Source organism: Paraplanobispora siamensis (assembly GCF_016863175.1).
Classification (GTDB): domain Bacteria; phylum Actinomycetota; class Actinomycetes; order Streptosporangiales; family Streptosporangiaceae; genus Planobispora; species Planobispora siamensis.
On record NZ_BOOJ01000022.1, the window covers coordinates 71,035 to 85,966 of the forward strand.

The 14,932-nt window shown below is 72.4% G+C and carries 10 protein-coding genes; 5 read left to right on the forward strand and 5 right to left on the reverse strand.

All coding sequences use genetic code 11. From position 1 onward, the window contains the following. The first annotated feature begins 51 nt into the window (after positions 1–51). Together Psi01_RS44080 and Psi01_RS11190 are read left to right on the forward strand one after the other, a co-directional pair. Positions 52–1,881, forward strand: coding sequence for a serine/threonine-protein kinase (locus tag Psi01_RS44080; RefSeq protein ID WP_204063892.1), 1,830 nt, complete (start codon positions 52–54; stop codon positions 1,879–1,881). After that, positions 1,878–3,287 carry a hypothetical protein gene (locus Psi01_RS11190; RefSeq protein ID WP_204063893.1) on the forward strand — a complete coding sequence of 470 codons (1,410 nt, stop codon included), beginning with the start codon at positions 1,878–1,880 and terminating at the stop codon, positions 3,285–3,287. The genes Psi01_RS44080 and Psi01_RS11190 overlap by 4 nt, the downstream gene beginning before the upstream one ends. A gap of 141 nt (positions 3,288–3,428) precedes the next feature. Here Psi01_RS11190 and Psi01_RS11195 read toward each other — a convergent pair whose 3' ends face one another. From Psi01_RS11195 to Psi01_RS11205, 3 genes are all read right to left on the reverse strand, one after another. Then, the gene (locus Psi01_RS11195) at positions 3,429–4,274 is read right to left on the reverse strand and encodes a TatD family hydrolase (RefSeq protein ID WP_204064052.1); all 846 of its coding nucleotides are present in this window, start codon (positions 4,272–4,274) and stop codon (positions 3,429–3,431) included. A 281-nt stretch (positions 4,275–4,555) separates the two neighbouring features. Continuing rightward, on the reverse strand, positions 4,556–6,349 hold the full coding sequence (gene metG, locus Psi01_RS11200) for a methionine--tRNA ligase (RefSeq protein ID WP_204063894.1): 1,794 nt from the start codon (positions 6,347–6,349) through the stop codon (positions 4,556–4,558). A gap of 66 nt (positions 6,350–6,415) precedes the next feature. Continuing rightward, entirely contained in the window at positions 6,416–7,717 is a 1,302-nt protein-coding gene (locus tag Psi01_RS11205; protein ID WP_204063895.1) for a glycosyltransferase, read from the reverse strand. A gap of 162 nt (positions 7,718–7,879) precedes the next feature. Between Psi01_RS11205 and Psi01_RS11210 the strand changes: the two genes are divergently transcribed. Next, entirely contained in the window at positions 7,880–9,376 is a 1,497-nt protein-coding gene (locus Psi01_RS11210) for a hypothetical protein (protein ID WP_204063896.1), read from the forward strand. Here the strand turns inward: Psi01_RS11210 and Psi01_RS11215 are convergent. Then, on the reverse strand, positions 9,324–10,886 hold the full coding sequence (locus Psi01_RS11215; RefSeq protein ID WP_204063897.1) for a dolichyl-phosphate-mannose--protein mannosyltransferase: 1,563 nt from the start codon (positions 10,884–10,886) through the stop codon (positions 9,324–9,326). The genes Psi01_RS11210 and Psi01_RS11215 overlap by 53 nt on opposite strands. Positions 10,887–10,907: 21 nt before the next feature. Further along, complete coding sequence (gene rsmI / locus Psi01_RS11220; RefSeq protein ID WP_239127482.1) at positions 10,908–11,756, reverse strand: 16S rRNA (cytidine(1402)-2'-O)-methyltransferase; 849 nt, start codon at positions 11,754–11,756, stop codon at positions 10,908–10,910. Between the two features lie 139 nt (positions 11,757–11,895). Here rsmI and Psi01_RS11225 point away from each other — a divergent pair, with 139 nt between their 5' ends. Both Psi01_RS11225 and Psi01_RS11230 read left to right on the forward strand, forming a co-directional pair. Beyond that, positions 11,896–13,518: a dolichyl-phosphate-mannose--protein mannosyltransferase gene (locus Psi01_RS11225; RefSeq protein WP_373872480.1), complete on the forward strand. Its 1,623-nt coding sequence runs from the start codon at positions 11,896–11,898 to the stop codon at positions 13,516–13,518. Between the two features lie 110 nt (positions 13,519–13,628). Beyond that, complete coding sequence (locus tag Psi01_RS11230; protein WP_204063900.1) at positions 13,629–14,843, forward strand: hypothetical protein; 1,215 nt, start codon at positions 13,629–13,631, stop codon at positions 14,841–14,843. Positions 14,844–14,932 lie beyond the last annotated feature (89 nt).

Below are 14,932 nucleotides of genomic sequence, written 5' to 3' on the forward strand. Positions count from 1 at the left end.
ACCCCACGGGGGATGACCGGAGAGGAAGGGGAATTCCCCGGTGGACAGAACGTGAACCAGCCCGGTGTCGGGGGACTGCGCGCCGGCGATCCCGAGCAGATCGGGCCGTATCGCCTGCTGGGCCGCCTCGGTGAGGGCGGCATGGGCACCGTCTACCTCGCCCTGGCCCCCACGGGGCGGCCGGTGGCGGTCAAGGTGGTCAAGGCGGAGTTCGCCGTCGAAGAGGGCTTCGCGGCGCGCTTCCACGCGGAGGTCGACAACGCCCGCCGCGTGGCCTCCTTCTGCACGGCCCAGGTGCTCGACAACGGCAACGACGACAGCGGCCGCCCCTACATGGTGACCGAGTACATCGCGGGCACCCCGCTGTCCCGCCAGATCTCCCAGCACGGCGCGCTCGAACCCGGGCCGCTGCACGGCGTGGCCCTCGGGGTGGCCGCCGCGCTGGCCGCGATCCACGTGGCCGGGCTGGTCCACCGGGACCTCAAACCCGCCAACGTGATCCTGTCCATGTCCGGGCCGCGGGTGATCGACTTCGGCATCGCCCGGGCGCTGGACTCCACCTCCGGCTTCACCAAGTCGGGCGAGGTGCTCGGCAGCCCCGGCTGGTGGGCACCCGAGCAGGTGCGCGGCCAGGAGATCAGCCCGGCCGCCGACGTGTTCGCCTGGGGCTGCCTGGTCGCCTACGCCGGCAACGGCCGCCACCCCTACGGCCGGGGCGACATGATCACCATGGCCACCCGGCTGCTCAACAGCCCGCCCGACCTGGGCGCGCTGCCCGCGCCGCTGAACGACCTGGCCCGCCGGGCCACCGCGATGGACCCCTACCAGCGCCCCACCGCCCAGGACCTGCTGATCGCCCTCGTCGGCGGCGGGATAGCCGCCCCGTCGGCGCAGCAGCCCGCCAACCCGCCGACGCTGGTCGCCACCGAGGTGCTCAACGAGTCGTGGCAGCCCCCGCCCAACGTCGAGCCCGACTCCACCCAGACGCTCGGCACCCTCGGCGCCCTGGGCCCCGACACCGTCCCGCCGCCCCCGTACCCCTGGACCGGCCCCACCCCCGCCCCCTCCGGATCCGGAGGCTCTCAGGCCACCCCCGCTCCCCCGGCCGAGGTCTCCCCCGCGACCCCCGTCCCCGGCTCCGGCGCCTTCGCCGTCCCGGCCGGTCCCGGCGCTCCGGCGGAGCACGACTCGCTGCCCCCGTCCGCGCCCCCGCGGGGGACCTCCTCCGGCCCGCGGGCCCTGTCCTTCTCCGACACCTCGCCGGGCTCGGTGCGCCCGTCCGGTCCCCGGGGCCGGGCCCCGGCGCCCGGGATCCCGCCCGACATCCTGCCGGGCATCCCCGCCACGATCCCGCCCGGCCCGCCCGCCCGGCAGAGCAGGCGGAGCTGGATCATCGCCGGGGTCGCCGCGGTGCTCGCGCTGGCGGTGACCGCGGTCGTGCTGCTCAACATCGGCCGCGATCGCGGGGGCCGGCAACCCCCGCCGCCCACCTCGACCGGCGTCACCGACATCGGCCGCCCGGTCGCGCTCGGCCTGCCCATCGGGGATCCGCAGCTGCTGATCCCCCGCTCCCCGGCCTGCGGCCTGGTCTCCTACCAGGGCGCCAGGCCGTCGCAGGGCCAGTTCTGCGTGGTCCGCTGGACCCTGATCAACACCGGCGGGAAGCTGGTCGCGCTCGGCCGCGACCCTCTCGTGCTCATCGACGACCGGGGACAGTCCCACACGCCCAAGCCGGTCGCCGAGGGCCTGCCCAGCGCCCTGGTCCCCGGCGAGAGAGTGGACGGCGTGCTCGTCTACGACCTGCCCCCGGTCCGCAAGCCGGTCAAGCTGACCGGCCGGGTGATCGAGGGCGGCGAGCAGATCGAGGTGAAGCTGTCATGAGGTCCCTGCTCTCCCTCCTGCTCGCCGCCGCGCTCCCGCTGACCGCCTCGGCCCCGTCCTCCCCCGCTTCCGCGAACGCCCCCGCGCACCTCTCCACCCCGGCCTCCGCCGCCTGCACCTCGGCCGAGGGCAGCGACTTCGACGGCGACGGGGTGGACGACAGCGCGGTCGGCGACCCGTTCGCGGACACGGTGCGGGCCGAGAGCTCCGGGGCCGTGCACGTGCTGTCGGGCCGCAGCGGCGGCGGCACGGTGGTGACCGCCCCCGAGCCCACCGCGGGCGACGGCTTCGGCTGGTCGGTACGGCTGGCCCACCTCGACGACGACCGCTGCGCCGACCTGCTGGTCGGCGCCCCCTACGCCGACGTGCAGGGCCGCGAGGACGCCGGCGCCGTCTACGCGATCTACGGCGGGGGGTCGCAGCGCAAGCCCGAGCGCCTGATCGCCCCCGAGCCCGAGGCCGACGCCCACTTCGGCTGGTCGCTGGCCGCGCGCGGCCCCCTGGTCGCCATCGGGGCGCCGCACGAGAACGACGGCGGGGTGGCCGACGCCGGCGCGGTCTACCTGGCCGGGACCGGCGCGCTGACCACCCTGCGGCGCGTCTCCCAGAACACCGACGGCGTCACCGGCAACCCGGAGGTCGGCGACATGTTCGGCTGGGCGGTGGAGCTCGGCAAGCTGGGCGGGGAGGCCGGGGAGCTCGACCTCGCGATCGGCCTGCCGTACGAGAACGACGACGGGACGGGCGTGCAGGTCGACGAGGGCGAGCTCGACTCCGGAGCGATCGGGATCCTGTTCGACGTGGCCGAGAACACCGGCAAGCAGGTCAGCAAGAAGTGGGACCTGCGGGAGATCACCGAGGCCGAGGCCGGTGACCGGTTCGGCTACGCCCTGGCCTACGGTGAGGAGGGCGACACCTCCTACCTCGCGGTGGGCGCGCCCCTGGGCGACGGCGGGCCGGTGAAGGACTCCGGCCTGGTCCAGCTCTTCCAGGCCTCCAGCACCGCGGAGATCACCCCGGCGGCCACCTTCCACCGCGACCGCGAGGGGGCCGAGGGTGACGGCTACGGCTACGCCGTGGCGTTCAGCGAGGGCGAGGGACTGCGGCTGGCGGTGGGGATCCCCTTCGCCGGGTCCGATAAGACCGGTGCCGTGAGCCTGATCTCCGTGGGCGATCCCGGCGAGGCCCGGCTGGTGTCCGGGGAGAGCGCCGGCGAGCGCTTCGGCTGGTCGGTGGCCTCCGCCGGGAACAAGCTGGTCGTCGGCGCCCCCGACCGCAAGGGCTCGGGAGGCGCGGCGCTGCTGGGCCGCAACGACGGCGCCGTCACCCCGGCCGCGCCGGGCGCGGGGCAGCTGCCCGTCCTCGACGGCGGGGCCTCGGTCGACTTCGGGGCGGCCGTCGGCTAGCTCCCCTCAAGACCCCCTGTCCTCCGGTGATGCGTCGTCGGCGGAGGACAGGGTTCCACCTGGGGCGCCCGCCCCGCCGCGGTTCTCCGGAGCCGGGCGGGGCGGGGCGCCGCAGGGACATCGGACGGGTCGCCGGACTGGTCACCAGGCGCCGAAGACGGCCTCCCCGTTGGCGCGGATCGCCGAGGCCAGCTCGTCGGGGTCCATCCCCTTGACCTCGGCCAGGCAGCGCACGATCAGCGGGATGAGATAGGGCGCGTTCGGCTTGCCCCGGTGCGGGACCGGCGGCAGGTAGGGCGCGTCGGTCTCGACGAGGATCAGCTCCTTGGGCGCCGTCTCGGCCGCCTCGCGCAGATAACCGGCGTTCTTGTAGGTGACCGGGCCGGAGAAGGACATGAAGTAACCGGCCTCGGCGCACTTGGCGGCCATCTCGGCGTCGCCGGAGAAGCTGTGGAAGACCACGGCGTCCGGGGCCCCCTGGTCGGCGAGCACGCGCAGCACGTCGTCGTGGGCGTCCCGGTCGTGGATCACCAGCGCCTTGCCGGTCCGCTTGGCGATCTCGATGTGCGCCCGGAAGGAGGCGTGCTGGTCGTCCTTGGAGGCCCAGTCGCGGTAGTAGTCGAGGCCGGTCTCGCCCACCGCCCTGACCTGCGGTTCGCCTGCCAGCTCCTCGATCTCGGCCAGCACCTCGGGGGTGGCGGCGTGCGCCTCGTTGGGGTGGATCGCCACCCCGGCGTAGACGTCGCGGTGGATGCGGGCGACGTCGGCGTTCCACCGCGAGGAGGCCAGGTCGTAGCCGATCGTGACCAGCCGGGTCACCCCGACGCCCCGGGCCTGCTCGACGATCCGCTCCACGCTGGCCTGGGCGGCCTGGGCCGCCAGCGCGACGGGGTCGCCGGAGGAGGCCTGGCGGTCGCCCACCATGATGTCGAGATGGCAGTGGCTGTCGAACACTTCGCCGGTCAACGGCTCCGGCGCGGTTGGCATCGTGGTCACACGGCCCAACCTACCGCCAGCCGGTCGGGCGGCGTCCTGAGAGCCCGTCGCCGCCGCCGGAGAGCGCGCCGCCGTACGGCCGCCGCCCCGAACCGGGAAGAACCGGCCGCCCCTGACCGGGAAGAGCCGACCGCCCGAACCGAGAAGAGCAGGCCGCCCGAACCGGAAGAGCCGACCGCCCGAACCGGAAGAGCCGACCGCCCGAACCGGAAGAGCCGACCGCCCGGACCGGGAGGACCCGGGCGGTCGCGTCCGGACGGGCCGGGCCGAGGCTACTCGCCCAGGCGGGCGAGCTCCTCGTCGACGATCTTGGGGTCGAGCTTGCGGAACAGCGGGGTCGGCGGGGCCAGCGGGGTGCCGGGCCTGATCGGGGCGGACTCCCAGCGGGCGGCGCCCTCGTCGTAGGAGCCGGTGATGACCGGGTAGCCGCGACCGGTCTCCTCGGCGCCCTCCTCGACCTCGCGCAGCTCGGGCATGCCGGACCAGACGCCGGTGCCGCCGAGCATCGAGTAGATCTTGTTGGAGGAGTTGGGCAGGAACGGCGTCAGCAGGGTCTTGGCGTCGTCGACCACCTGCAGGGCGACGTGCAGGATGGACTTGACCCGCTCGGGGTCGTCCTTGAGCTTCCAGGGCTCCTGCTCGGCGAGGTACTTGTTCGCCTCGCGGACGACGTCGAAGGCGCCGGTGATCGCGTTCTTGAACCGGGAGCGGTTCAGGTCGGCGCCCACCGGGGCGAAGGCCGCGCGGGAGCGTTCGAGCAGCGCCCGGTCGGCGTCGGTCAGCTCGCCCGCCTCGGGGATCGCGCCGAAGTTCTTGGCGGCCATCGAGATCGAGCGGTTGACCAGGTTGCCCCAGGCCGCCACCAGCTCGCCGTTGTTGCGGTTGAGGAACTCCGACCAGGTGAAGTCGGTGTCCTGGTTCTCGGGGCCGGCGACCGCGATGTAGTAGCGCAGGGCGTCGGCGTCGTAGCGCTCCAGGAAGTCGCGCACGTAGATGACGACCTGGCGGGAGGAGGAGAACTTGCGCCCCTCCATGGTCAGGAACTCGCTGGAGACGACCTCGGAGGGCAGGTTCAGCGCGCCCAGCGATCCGGGCTTGCCGTCGCGCGCGCCCTGGCCGTTGTAGCCGAGCAGCAGGGCGGGCCAGATCTCGGCGTGGAAGACGATGTTGTCCTTGCCCATGAAGTAGTAGCCGCGGGCGTCGGGGTTCTGCCACCACTGCCGCCAGGCGTCCGGGTCGCCGGAGCGCCGGGCCCACTCGATGGAGGCGCTGAGGTAGCCGATGACCGCGTCGAACCAGACGTACAGCCGCTTGTTGGCCTGCTCGCTCCAGCCCTCCAGCGGGATCGGCACGCCCCAGTCGAGGTCGCGGGTGATCGCCCGGGGCTGCATGTCGCCGAGCAGGTTGAGGGCGAACTTCAGCACGTTCGGCCGCCACTGGCCCTGCTTGGACTGCAGCCACGACCCGAGCACCTCGGAGAAGGCCGGCAGGTCGAGCATGAAGTGCTCGGTCTCCACGAAGACCGGCTTCTCGCCGTTGATCCGGCTGACCGGGTTGATCAGCTCGATCGGGTCGAGCTGGTTGCCGCAGTTGTCGCACTGGTCCCCGCGGGCGCCGTCGTAGCCGCAGATCGGGCAGGTGCCCTCGATGTAGCGGTCGGGCAGGGTCCGGCCGGTGGACGGCGAGATGGCGCCCATCGTGGTCTTGGGGAAGATGTAGCCGTTGTCGTACAGGCCCTTGAAGACCTCCTGGACGACGGCGTAGTGGTTGCTCGTCGTCGTCCGGGTGAACAGGTCGTAGGACAGGCCCAGGGCCGTGAGGTCCTCGGCGATCACCCGGTTGTAGCGGTCGGCGACCTCGCGGACGCCCAGGCCCTCCTTGTCGGCCTGCACCTGGATGGGCGTGCCGTGCTCGTCGGTCCCGGAGACCATCAGGACCTTGTTGCCCGCCATCCGCTGGTAACGGCTGAAGACGTCGGACGGCACGCCGAATCCGGAGACGTGCCCGATGTGGCGGGGGCCGTTGGCGTAGGGCCATGCGACCGCGGTCAGGATGTGCTGGGACATGCCCCTAAGCCTAGGGCCTGTCGCCTGTGAATCTTGTGCCTACCCGCCAGACACCCGGGCTCCGGATCAGGCCGTGCTGCTCTTGCGGCTGCCGTCGCTCTCCCGGCCGCTCTCGCCCTCCAGGGCCGCGACCTCGCTCTCCAGGGCCGCCACCACCTCGTTCTCCAGGTTCACGGCCTCGGCCGCCTCCTCCGCGGCGGAGGCCGCCACGTCGATCGGCGTCTCCTTGGTACGGCGGATGCCCAGGATGCTGATGAACAGCGCCGCGAAGATGGTCTGGAAGCTCATGATGAGGGCGGTCGCCGAGGGCACGACGATGCGCAGCGACTCCGAGGGGATCAGCGGGCCGAAGCTGCGCGTCTGCCAGTGCACCAGCGAGGCCACCAGGCCGCCCAGACCGGCCAGGGCCAGCAGGCCGCCGACGACCAGGCCCTTCTCCAGGGAGACGATGTCGACGAGCTTGCGCACCCGCCGGTCCTCCGGCAGGAAGCCCTCCTCGGCCGCGTACACCTTCGTGAACAGGGCGAACAGCACCGCCTGGAAGCCGATCACCACCATGGCGGAGGCGCCGACCAGGGTGTCGACGTCGAAGGCGAGCTTGCCGATGTAGACCGGGCCGAAGGTCAGGGCGGTGCCCGCGACCAGGCCGAGGGTCATCAGGACCAGGCCGGGGATGAAGAACAGCCAGCGGGGGCTGTACAGCAGCAGGAAGCGCAGGTGGCGCCAGCCGTCGCGCCAGGAGCGCAGGTGCGGGGGCCGGCTGCGCCCGTCGGGCGACAGCGTGGTGGGCACCTCGCGCACGTCCAGCCCGGACAGCGTCGAGCGCACCACCATCTCGCTGGCGAACTCCATGCCGCCGGTCTGGAGCCCCAGCTTCAGGATCGAGTCGCGCCGGAAGCCCCGCAGGCCGCAGTGGAAGTCGCCGATGGCGCTGGGGAAGAACAGCCGGCCGATGAAGGACAGCACCGGGTTGCCGAGGTAGCGGTGGAGCGGGGGCATCGCGCCCGGCGCGATCCCGCCCTTGAAGCGGTTGCCCATCACCAGGTCGGCGCCGTCGCGCAGCTGCTCCACGAACGGCAGCAGCGCGGTGAAGTCGTAGGAGTCGTCGGCGTCGCCCATGATGACGTACTTGCCGCGGGCGGCGCGGATGCCGCCCATGAGGGCGTTGCCGTATCCCTTGGCGTCGACGTGCACGACCCTGGCCCCGGCGTCGCGGGCGAGCTGCTGCGATCCGTCGGTGCTGCCGTTGTCGGCGATGAGCACCTCTCCGTCGATTCCATGTTCGCGCATGCAGGCCAGGGCCTTGCGCACGCAGGTCTCCACGGTCTCCGCCTCGTTGAGGCAGGGCATGACCACGGTCAGTTCCACGTCTCGAACCCTTCGATCACGGCACGGGGCAATCCCACCATCATGCCCTCTATCACCAGGTGCCCGCGTCGTGACCGCCAAACGACTGGCATTCTGTAATGCATGGTGACCGTCGCGGATCGACCACGCCTGGACACGCCCCCGGCCGGCAGGAAAGCCCGGTTGCTGGCGTTTCTGCAGCGTCATCGGCTGTTCGCCGCCGTTCTCGCGGCGGCGTTCGCGCTCCGGGTGATCACCATGCTCGGGTACGGCCCCGCTCTGTGGTTCAACGACTCCTACGAGTACGTCTCGGGGGCGATCCACCCCGAGCGGCCCAGCGCGCTGCGCCCGAACGGCTACTCCTTCTGGCTGCTGATCCTGCGGCCCCTGCACAGCTTCGCCGTCGTGGCCTTCACCCAGCACCTGATGGGGCTGGGCGTCGGCGTGCTGATCTACGCGCTGTTACGCAGGAAGTTCGGGCTGCCGGGCTGGGGGGCGACGCTGGCCGCGGTGCCGGCGCTGTTCGACGCCTACCAGATCCAGCTCGAACACATGATCATGTCCGACACCATGTTCACGCTGCTGGTCGTGGGCGTGATCACACTGGTCCTGTGGCACCGCACGGTGTCGTGGAAGCTGGGCGCGGTGATCGGGCTGCTGCTGGCGCTCACCGCGCTCACCCGGTCGATCGGGCTGCCGATCCTCGCCCTGGTCGTGGTCTACCTGCTGGTCAAGCGCACCGGCTGGAAGCCGATCGCGGCCATGGTGACCGCGTGCGCGATCCCGGTGGCCGGCTACATGGCCTGGTTCTCCTCGGCGCACGGGCCCTTCGCGATGACCAACAGCGACGGCGCGATCCTCTACATGCGGACCTCCCTGTTCGCCGACTGCAACAAGATGAGGATCGACAAGCGGGAGGAGCTGGAGCTGGCGCTGCTGTGCATCAGCGAGCCGGTGGACCAGCGTCACTTCTCCGGGCAGAAGTACCTGTGGTGGGCCAACAACGGCCAGCGCTTCCACGCCTTCGGGGTGGGGTCCACCTTCACCCCCGAGGTGAACCGGACCGCCGGCGACTTCGCCAAGCGGGCCATCCTGTCCCAGCCCGGCGACTATCTGGGACTGGTGGCCACCGACTTCTTCCGCGCCTTCCACTGGGGCCGGCCGAGGTTCCCCGACGCCAAGACCTACCTGCAGTACGAGTACCCGGCCACCGACAAGGTGCTGCCCGGCTGGTCCTCGCCCAAGGGCGGCACCACCGACAGGGACGCCCAGACCTACGACCCGAGCCTGCGGACGGTGGAGATCGACGAGAAGCCACGGGTGATCGGCACCGCCGTGCACGATCCGTGGGCGGCCTTCATGCAGGGCTACCAGCGGATCGTGCGGCTGCCCGGCATCGTGCTGGGCTTCCTGCTGCTGATCGGCCTGGCCGGGGTGGTCGCGCGCTGGCGCAAGCTGGGCGGGCCCGTCCTGCTCCCGTGGCTGGCCGCCTTCGGCCTCCTGCTGGCCCCGGCGGCGACCGCCGAGTTCGACTACCGCTACGTGCTGCCCGCGGTGCCGCTGGCCTGCCTGGCCGCGGCGATCACACTGCGCCGCGGGGTGGCCCTCCCGCGCTGGGCGGCCCGGATCAGATCCACCTCCCCAGCAGCATCCGCCTCGACCACTCCTGATAGGGCATGAGCTCGGCCGACAGCACCGGGTGCAGCCACCAGAAGTTGGCCAGCGCCAGCAGCGCGAACGTGCCCACCAGCGCGGCGCCCAGCGCCCTGCGGTTGGGCGGGACGCCCGCCGGGCCGATGACGAGCCCGGCCGCGAGCACGATTGCCAGGATCATGAACGGGACCGCCGGCAGCATGTAGAACAAGTACATCGTCCGGTTGTCGGCCACGGCGTAGTAGAGCCAGGGCAGCCAGCCCGCGGCGTAGGCCAGCAGCACGGCCCCGGCCCGCCAGTCTCGGGTGGCCACGTACCAGACGACCGTCGCGATGAGCGCGGCGAGCGCGCCGTACCAGATGACCGGGGTGCCGACCCCGAGCACCTCGCGGGCGCACCGGCCGGCGTCGCAGCCAGGCGCGGAGCCCTCCCAGTGGAAGGCCACCGGGCGCAGCAGCAGCGGCCACTCCCACGGCTCCGACTGGTAGCTGTGGGAGCCGTTCAGGCCGGTGTGGAAGCCCAGGACCTGGAAGTGGTAGGACAGCCAGGACCTGACCGAGTCGAAGACGAAGAAGAACGGCCCCTGCGAGGTGGCCTGCTCCCAGCCCCTGCCCCAGCCCAGCGGGGAGGCGAACCAGCCCGCCCAGGAGGCCGTGTAGACGGCGGCGGGGACCAGGCCCATCGCCAGCAGCGCGGTGGGGGCGTCCTTGTCCAGCGCCCCGCGGTACGGGCTGCGCAGGCCGATCGCCCGGCGCGCCCCGGCGTCCCAGACCAGCGACATGATCGCGAAGGCGGCCAGGAAGAAGATCCCCGACCACTTGACCGCGCAGGCGGCGCCCAGGCACGCCCCCGCGGCGAGCCGCCAGGGCCGCAGGCCCAGCCAGGGCCCCCGCTCGCTCAGCGGCGAGGAGTCGTACCAGTCCACCAGCGCGGCCCGCATGCGGTCGCGGTCGACCACCAGGCAGGCGAACCCGGCGAGCACGAAGAACATCAGGAAGATGTCCAGCAGCGCGGTCCGTGAGAGCACGAAGTGCAGCCCGTCCACCGCCAGCAGCATCCCCGCCAGGCAGCCCAGGAGGGTGGATCGGGTCATCCGGCGGGCCACCCGGGCCAGGATGAGGATCGACAGCGTGCCGATCACCAGCGAGGCGAAGCGCCAGCCGAAGGGCGTCATCCCGAACAGCTGCTCGCCGGCGGCGATCATCCACTTGCCCAGCGGCGGGTGGGCGACGTACAGCGGGCAGGGGTCGGCCGTCGGCGGCGAGCAGGTCTCCCAGATGCGGGTGTCTCCGGCGATGAGCATCCGGTCGGCGACCGGGTTCTCGACGTCGCCGAAGGCCTTGCGCTCGACGCCGAAGGTGAGAAGCGCGTAGGCGTCCTTGGCGTAGTACGTCTCGTCGAACATGACCGCGTGGGGGCGGCCGAGATCGGGCAGGCGCAGGATGGCGCCGAATCCGGCGACCAGCAGCGGGCCGAGCCAGCCCCACAGCACGTTTTCCGGCATGGCGGGCAGAAGCCGCTCCCGCATCGATCCCATTCAGGAGATTATGGTGACGAATCAGGCTCGATGGACAGCGTCATAAAGATCGCGTTTGGGAATTCCCGCGGCCTTGGCCACGTCCACGATCGCCTGCTTGCGCGGCACGCCCGCCTCGGTCCGCCGCTCCACCTCGGCGACCAGGTCCTCGATGACCGGCTCCGTCTCCTGCTCCACGTGCCCGGCGACCACGACGGTGATCTCGCCCTTGACCCCCTCGGCGGCCCACTCGGCCAGCTCCCGCAGGCCGCCGCGCCGTACCTCCTCGTAGGTCTTGGTGAGCTCCCTGCACACCACCGCGGGCCGGTCGTCGCCGAAGGCCTCGGCCATCGCCGACAGGGCCGTCGCCAGGCGGTGCGGCGCCTCGAAGAAGACCATCGTGCGCTCCTCGGCGGCCAGGGCGGCCAGCCTGCGCGCCCGCTCGCCGGGCTTGCGCGGCGGGAAGCCCTCGAAGCAGAACCGGTCGCTGGGCAGGCCGGAGACCGCCAGGGCGGTGGTGACCGCGGACGGGCCGGGCAGCGAGGTGACCGTGACCCCGGCCTCGACGGCCAGGCTGGTCAGGCGGTAGCCGGGGTCGGAGACGCCGGGCATGCCCGCGTCGGTGATGACCAGGACGGTGTAACCGGCCAGCAGCACCTCCAGCAGCTCGGCGGCCCGGCCGGTCTCGTTGGCGTCGTAGTAGGAGACGATCCGCCCGCCGATCTCGGCGCCCAACTCGGAGGCCAGGCGGCGCAGGCGGCGGGTGTCCTCGGCGGCCACCACGTCGGCCTTCTCCAGCGCCTCGCGCAGCCGCGGCGAGGCGTCGCCCGCCTGCCCGATCGGGGCTCCCGCCAGAATCAGCCTGCCGCCGCCGTCACCGCTGTCCGTCACGCTTCCATCCTCTCTCATCCCGGTCGTCTCCCACTCCATGTCCCCTGCGGGGGCGTCCCCCGTGGAGGCGGCGCCCCAATTAGGTGCCTACGCGGTGTTTCCCGGGTGGCGTGCCCCGATGGGCCCGTACGATGTCCGGGTGGCCGTGACCGATTACCCCGACCAGGCGTTCGACCAGCCGGAGCCGGAGCCCTCCCGACGCGGGCCCGAGGACTCCGTGCACGACCGGCTGGTGCCGCCCATGCCGGGCGGCATCCTGTGGGGCTGGCTCGGCCCGCTGCTGGTCACCGCGCTCGGCGCGATCCTGCGCTTCGTCAACCTCGGCCGCCCCGACGCGGTCATGTTCGACGAGACGTACTACGCCAAGGACTCCTTCGCGCTGCTGCTGTTCGGCGCCGAGCGCAACACCGTCAAGGACGCCGACAAGCTCCTGATGCAGGACAACCTGAACATCTGGCAGCAGTGCGCGCCCGCCGAGATCGACAAGTGCGCCTCGTACGTCGTCCACCCGCCGCTGGGCAAGTGGATGATCGCCGCCGGTGAGCAGCTGTTCGGGATGACGCCCTTCGGCTGGCGCTTCGCGGCGGCGGTGATCGGCACGCTGTCGATCCTCATCCTGGCCCGGGTGGCCCGCCGGATGACCCGCTCCACCCTCCTGGGCTGCCTGGCCGGCCTGCTGCTGGCCCTGGACGGGCTGCACCTGGTGCTCTCGCGCACCGGGCTGCTGGACATCTTCCTGATGTTCTTCGTGCTCGCCGGGTTCGCCTGCCTGGTGGTCGACCGCGACCGGGCACGCGCCCGCCTCGCCGACTGGTACGTCTCCTCGCCGCTGAGCGGCCAGGGTCCGTGGCTGGGCCTGCGGCCCTGGCGGATCGCCGCCGGAGTCATGCTGGGCGCCGCCTGCGCGGTCAAGTGGTCGGGCGTCTTCTTCCTGGCCGCCTTCGCGATCATGTCGCTGGTCTGGGACGCCGGAGCCCGCCGCGCCGTCGGCCTGCGCAACCCCTACGGCGGTGCCCTGAACAAGGACGCCCCCACCGCGCTGCTGGCGATGGGCCTGATCCCCGCGGTCACCTACATCGCCTCCTGGACGGGCTGGTTCGCCTCGGCCGGCGGCTGGGGCCGCAACTGGGAGCAGGCCACCTCCCAGGGGCCGTTCTTCTTCGTCTTCGACTCGGCCCGCTCCTGGCTGGCCTACCACTTCCAGGTCCTCAGCTTCCACACCGACCTGGCCACCCCGCACGCCTACCAGTCCAGGCCGTGGGAGTGGCCGCTGCTGCTGCGCCCGGTGGCCTTCCACTACGAGTCGGTCAAGCCCGGCTGCGGCGACGCCAACGGCTGTTCCGAGGCGGTCCTCGGGGTCGGCACCCCGGTCATCTGGTACGGCGCGCTCGCCGCGCTCATCGCGATGATCGCCTGGTACGTGGCCACCCGCGACTGGCGGGCCGGGGCCGTGCTGCTGGCCTACGCCGTGGGCTGGCTGCCCTGGTTCTACTGGTCGATCGCCGACAACCGGACGATGTTCCTGTTCTACGCGCTGCCGATGCTCCCCTTCATGATCCTGGCGATCGTGCTCGCGGCCGGGCTCATCATCGGCCCGGCGGGCGCCCCGCCGCGCAGACGCATGATCGGCGCGGGGATCACCGGCGCGTTCACGCTGCTCGCCCTGGCCAACTTCTGGTGGCTTTACCCGGTGCTGACCGCGGAGGCCATCCCCTACGGCGACTGGTACGCGCGGATGCTCCTCAAGAAGGGCTGGATCTGACCGTTCGCATACGAGCCGCTTAGAGCTGATTTCGTAGGGTAGGCGACGTGCGCGATCCACTACGTCACGTTCATCGTCAGGGCAGGCCGTCATACGGCAGACTTCGGAGCATGCCTGCACCGGACGTGGCTGCGCTGCTCACCGAGATGGAGCGGTCTGAACCCGACTACGCCGAACACGCCCGGAGCGCGATCGAGTGGCTCACCGGTGGTGAGCCGCTGGAGACGATCACCGAGCTCAACGTGTGCGAGTTCCTGTGGTACACCCTGCCCACCAAGGTGAGCGGCGACCGCACCGCGATCGCCCGGGCACTGGGCCGCCTGCTGCTCCGGGGCGGCCTGGAGCGCTACGCCGCGCTCTGCGTCTCCCCGGTGACCGCGCGGATCCTGCGCACCTACGCCCGCTCCGGCGAGGACGCCGGGGTGGCCGCCTACCAGGCGGCCCTGGACGAGACCGGGGTGCTCCCGCCCGACGTGCCCGAACTGGAGTGGAGCTCCATCATGGGTCCGGAGGAGCTGGGCGCCCACGGTGCCTGCTCGGCCGCGCTGGAGCTGGCCATCGTCTCCGGTGAGCTCGACCCCGGCCGCACCGCCGACCGCGAGCGGCTGACCCGGCACTGGCTGACCACGCCCCGCACCGAGCTCGGCGGGGACAACTGGCTGCACCGGGTCCAGGGCGAGCGGCTGAACCGCTGGGTGCTCGGCCGCGGCACGGCCTGGCGCGAGCTGGCCCAGCCCTTCGAGGTGCGCCTGCACGCGCCCATCCCGCCTCCGCCGGGACCGCACCTGGAGGCCCTGCGGCGGCTGCTGCGCCTGGGCCGCCTGCCCGGCGGGATCCGGCTGACGCCGCAGGGCGGCCCCGGCCACCCCGCGCTCGCCGAGAGCCGGTGGGACGAGGCCGGGCTGGAGACCGTCCTGGAGGCCGCGCAGGAGATGGGGGCGCTGCGGCGCACCGGCGACGAGCTGGTGATCACCGCCACCGGCCGGAGCCTGCTGGACGACCCCACCCTGCTGTGGGAGGCCGCCGCGGCCACGCTGCTGGCCCCGGCCTCCCGCGAGCACGACTTCGGGGTCTCCGCCAGGGAGGTGGCGCTGATGCTCCTGGCCGACGGCCGCCCCGCCGACCGCGAGAGCGTCATCGAGGTGATCGGCTGCGAGGAGTGGCGGCACCCGGACGTCGCGGCCTCCCTGAACGAGCTGACCCACCGCCTGGACGCGTTCGGCCTGCGCGTGGAGGGGACGCTCACCCCCGCCGGCCGCTCCGCCGCCCTGACGGCCCTGCGCGCCCACGCCCTGCGCCCCCGCCGCTACGTCAGCATGAGCTGACCTCCAGCCGGAGTACGGCGCCACGCCGGCACGGACCGGTCCCGCCCGGACGCGGTCGCGGCGGACGCGGCGCCGCCCCGGCAGAGGCC

Coding starts and splice junctions, on each gene's coding strand:
- Psi01_RS11215 (WP_204063897.1), bottom strand. CDS start 10,886: ATGGGATCGATGCGGGAGCGGCTTCTGCCCGCCATGCCGGAAAACGTG.
- metG (WP_204063894.1), bottom strand. CDS start 6,349: ATGTCCCAGCACATCCTGACCGCGGTCGCATGGCCCTACGCCAACGGC.
- Psi01_RS11190 (WP_204063893.1), top strand. CDS start 1,878: ATGAGGTCCCTGCTCTCCCTCCTGCTCGCCGCCGCGCTCCCGCTGACC.
- Psi01_RS11195 (WP_204064052.1), bottom strand. CDS start 4,274: ATGCCAACCGCGCCGGAGCCGTTGACCGGCGAAGTGTTCGACAGCCAC.
- Psi01_RS11230 (WP_204063900.1), top strand. CDS start 13,629: ATGCCTGCACCGGACGTGGCTGCGCTGCTCACCGAGATGGAGCGGTCT.